Source organism: Streptomyces sp. NRRL WC-3549, assembly GCF_000721935.1.
Lineage (GTDB): Bacteria > Actinomycetota > Actinomycetes > Streptomycetales > Streptomycetaceae > Streptomyces.
In genome coordinates this window covers 33608-36418 of record NZ_KL585438.1, presented here as the reverse complement: position 1 = coordinate 36418, position 2811 = coordinate 33608, and the positions used below count along the sequence as shown (strand labels likewise).

Annotated in this window: 1 protein-coding gene and 1 pseudogene; one reads left to right on the top strand and one right to left on the bottom strand. The window is 73.8% G+C overall.

Annotated features, from left to right (window positions below):
- Positions 1-313: 313 nt before the first annotated feature.
- Entirely contained in the window at positions 314-2356 is a 2043-nt protein-coding gene (locus IH13_RS0132555; RefSeq protein ID WP_082317793.1) for a bifunctional glycosyltransferase 87/phosphatase PAP2 family protein, read from the top strand.
- Between the two features lie 134 nt (positions 2357-2490).
- Here the strand turns inward: IH13_RS0132555 and IH13_RS0132550 are convergent.
- A pseudogene (locus IH13_RS0132550) lies at positions 2491-2811 on the bottom strand (ECF transporter S component); the annotation flags it as partial.

Here is a 2811-nt window from a genome sequence, read left to right as displayed (position 1 = left end):
CCGGACTGCCGGACTGCCGGACTGCCGGGCGGCCGGACGGCCGGGACCGCACCCGGTGACCACCCACACCGGCCCCCGCCCCGCACGATCCGGCCCCCGCCCCGCACGATCCACCCCACGCCCCGGACGATCCGCCCTCGCCCTCGCGGTCGCGGATGTATTCGGGGGCCGCGCGTCCTTTCCTGTGACAGCCCCGTGACAGTCAGGCGAAGAGGGGGTTGATTGGGTCTGCCCCAGAGGGCAATGGCAGGCTTCATCCGCACATACCCGACCGGACGGGACAGTGCGCGGGAACTGGGAGGGGAAGCGCGAGGTGGCTGAGGCGGAGCGCGGTGTGCGGGGGGACGTGGCGGCGGACCCGGGGACGAGAGCCGGGGTGATCCGGGCGGCCCTCTGGCTGGCCGTCGCCGTGCTCGGGGTGCGGCAGATGGCGGTGGTGCTGCGCCGCCAGCCCGGTGAGAGCCTCATAGACCTGGAGACCTGGACCGGGCGCGACGGCATACTGCACGTCGCCGGGTCCCTCTACGAACCGGGGAGATTCACCGGAACCCCGTTCGCCGGGCTGGTCCTGAGACCCCTGACGACCTCGGCCGAAGAGGCCCTCGGTGTCGTCTGGACCTTCGGCACCCTGCTGCTCGTCGCGGCGCTCGGCCTCGTCGCCGCGCGGGGCCTGCCGGGCCCGGTGACCCGGCGCACCGCCTTCCTGGCCGCTCCCCTCGCCATCACCCTGCTCATGGTGTCGCTGCCCGTCCGCAACACCCTCTACCTGGGGCAGACCAGCATCCTGCCCGTGCTGCTGGTGCTGGTGGCCTGCTTCGCGGTCCGCGGTGAACGCCTCTCCGGGGTCCTCGTCGGGGTCGCCGCGGCCCTCCAGCCGGCCGTGCTGCTCTTCGCCGTGCTGTTCTGGTTCACCGCGAGACGCCGGGCCGCCGTCGCCGGCGGTGCGGCCTTCGCCTTCTCCACGGCGCTGGCCTGGGCGGCGATGCCGCACGACTCCTGGACGTACTGGGTGCACCATGTGGCGGGCGCGGGGCTGGGCGCGAGCCCGGACACCCTCGGCAACCAGTCCCTGCACGGGGCGCTGCTCCGGTTCGGGCTCCAGGGGCCGCTGGAGGTCGTGCTCTTCCTGGCCCTGGCCGCCGCCGTCACCGTACTCGGCCTGCGGCGCGCGGTCCGCTACGCGCACGACGGGCAACTGCTGCTGGCCGTCGCCGTCACCGGGTGCGTCGCCGTCGCCGTCTCGCCCACCGCCTGGCAGCACCAGCTGCTCTGGGTGCTGCTCGCCGTCGTCGGCCGGGTCGGCACCAGCGCCCGTGACCGGCTGGTCTGGCCCGCCGTCGTGGTCCTCGTCCTCACCCTGCCCGGGAAGATGCTGCTGCCGAACATCGGCGTGCTCCTTCCCGTACGCGACAACACGCTGCTTCTCGTGGCGCTCGGCGCGGCCTGCGTGGCGCCGTTCCTGCCCCGCTCCTCGCCCCACTGGGCGCGGCCCGTCCCCACCGACCACGTACAGCCCGTCGCCCCCCGGTTCTCCTGGGTACCGCTGCTGCCGTTCTGGCGGCGGGTGCTGAGCCGGCCCAACCTGCTGCTGGAGCTTCTGCTCATCCGGGTCGTCTACTCCGCGTACGCCAAGGTCCGGCTCGCGGCGGCCGTGGGGCGCCCCACCGCTCACGGGCGGCAGATCCACTCCCTGGAGCAGTGGCTGCACATCGACGTCGAGCACTGGGTCAACCACACGGTCGTCGGCATCTCCTGGCTGCGGGAGTTCTTCGACTACTACTACTCGACGTTCCACTTCATCGTGCCGCTCACGATCCTCGGCGTGCTGTACGTGCGGCGGCCCTCCGACTACCGCTGGGCCCGCAGCTCGATCGGCTTCGCCACGGTCCTCGCCCTCGTCGGCTTCTGGCTCTACCCGCTGGCCCCGCCCCGGCTGATGCCGGGCCTCGGCTTCATCGACACCGTCCACGGCGCCCAGGACCTCTCCAGCCCGGACTTCGGGGCGCTGACGGCGGTGACCAACCAGTACGCGGCGATGCCGTCGCTGCACTTCGGCTGGTCGCTGTGGTGCGGGGTGGTGATCGCGGTGCTGGCGCCGAAGGCGTGGATGAAGGCGCTGGGCCTGCTGCACCCGCTGTTCACGGTCTCGTGCATCGTCGCCACCGGGAACCACTGGGTACTGGACGCGGTGGGCGGGGCGACCGTGGTGGGGCTGGGCTTCGGGCTGACGTACGCCCTGGCCGGACCCCGCCGGCTGCGGGCCGCCCAGGACGCGGCCGGGCCGGACGGCGAGGACGCGACGGCCGGGAGCGGTACGGCCGGGCCGGTGGCCGAGAAGACGTCCGCCCCGGCCTGACCCCTGACCCGGGGGCGGACGCGCCGGAGGGGTACCGGGGAGGACACGACCTCACCCGGTACCCCTCCGGCTCGGACCGCCGCGTGTTCAGGATCCGCCCGGCGCGGCGGCGGCGCCACCCGAACGGCCCCGCCCTACCGCTCGGCGGACTCGAACCCGGCCTGCGCGTCGAAGGCCGCGCGGCGGGTGGCCCGGCGCAGGGCCTTCAGCAGGGTGGGGCCGATGGCGAGGGTCAGGACCGTGGTCAGGACGGCCCGGCCCAGGTCCCAGCCGAGCGAGGTCGCCAGGCAGTACGCGAGGAAGCGGACCAGGTTCTCGGCCAGGGGGTCGCCCGGCACGAAGGAGATCCCCGAGGCCTGGCCCGGCACGATCGTCCAGCCGTACAGGTTCATGATCGTGCCGTACGCGAACGCCGCCACGAAGCCGTAGGCCGCCAGCATCAGCAGCTCCCCCCC